This window comes from Streptomyces lucensis JCM 4490 (assembly GCF_014650035.1).
Lineage (GTDB): Bacteria > Actinomycetota > Actinomycetes > Streptomycetales > Streptomycetaceae > Streptomyces > Streptomyces lucensis.
On the sequence record NZ_BMUE01000052.1, the window covers coordinates 1 to 1,045 of the forward strand.

At 56.0% G+C, this 1,045-nt stretch carries 1 rRNA gene; it reads left to right on the forward strand.

The features are described from left to right. Positions 1-1,045, forward strand: a 23S ribosomal RNA gene (locus IE177_RS34600); the annotation flags it as partial.

Below are 1,045 nucleotides of genomic sequence, written 5' to 3' on the forward strand. Positions count from 1 at the left end.
ACCCTAAACCGACTCAGGTGGTCAGGTAGAGAATACCGAGGCGTTCGGGTGAACTATGGTTAAGGAACTCGGCAAAATGCCCCCGTAACTTCGGGAGAAGGGGGGCCACGCTCGGTGATCGGATTTACTCCGTGAGCTGGGGGTGGCCGCAGAGACCAGCGAGAAGCGACTGTTTACTAAAAACACAGGTCCGTGCGAAGCCGTAAGGCGATGTATACGGACTGACGCCTGCCCGGTGCTGGAACGTTAAGGGGACCGGTTAGCTCTGATTCGTCAGGGCGAAGCTGAGAACTTAAGCGCCAGTAAACGGCGGTGGTAACTATAACCATCCTAAGGTAGCGAAATTCCTTGTCGGGTAAGTTCCGACCTGCACGAATGGCGTAACGACTTCTCGACTGTCTCAACCATAGGCCCGGTGAAATTGCACTACGAGTAAAGATGCTCGTTTCGCGCAGCAGGACGGAAAGACCCCGGGACCTTTACTACAGTTTGATATTGGTGTTCGGTTCGGCTTGTGTAGGATAGCTGGGAGACTTTGAAGCTCACACGCCAGTGTGGGTGGAGTCGTCGTTGAAATACCAGTCTGGTCGTGCTGGATGTCTAACCTGGGTCCGTGATCCGGATCAGGGACAGTGTCTGATGGGTAGTTTAACTGGGGCGGTTGCCTCCTAAAGGGTAACGGAGGCGCCCAAAGGTTCCCTCAGCCTGGTTGGCAATCAGGTGTTGAGTGTAAGTGCACAAGGGAGCTTGACTGTGAGACCGACGGGTCGAGCAGGGACGAAAGTCGGGACTAGTGATCCGGCGGTGGCTTGTGGAAGCGCCGTCGCTCAACGGATAAAAGGTACCCCGGGGATAACAGGCTGATCTTCCCCAAGAGTCCATATCGACGGGATGGTTTGGCACCTCGATGTCGGCTCGTCGCATCCTGGGGCTGGAGTCGGTCCCAAGGGTTGGGCTGTTCGCCCATTAAAGCGGTACGCGAGCTGGGTTTAGAACGTCGTGAGACAGTTCGGTCCCTATCCGCTGTGCGCGTAGGAGTCTTGAG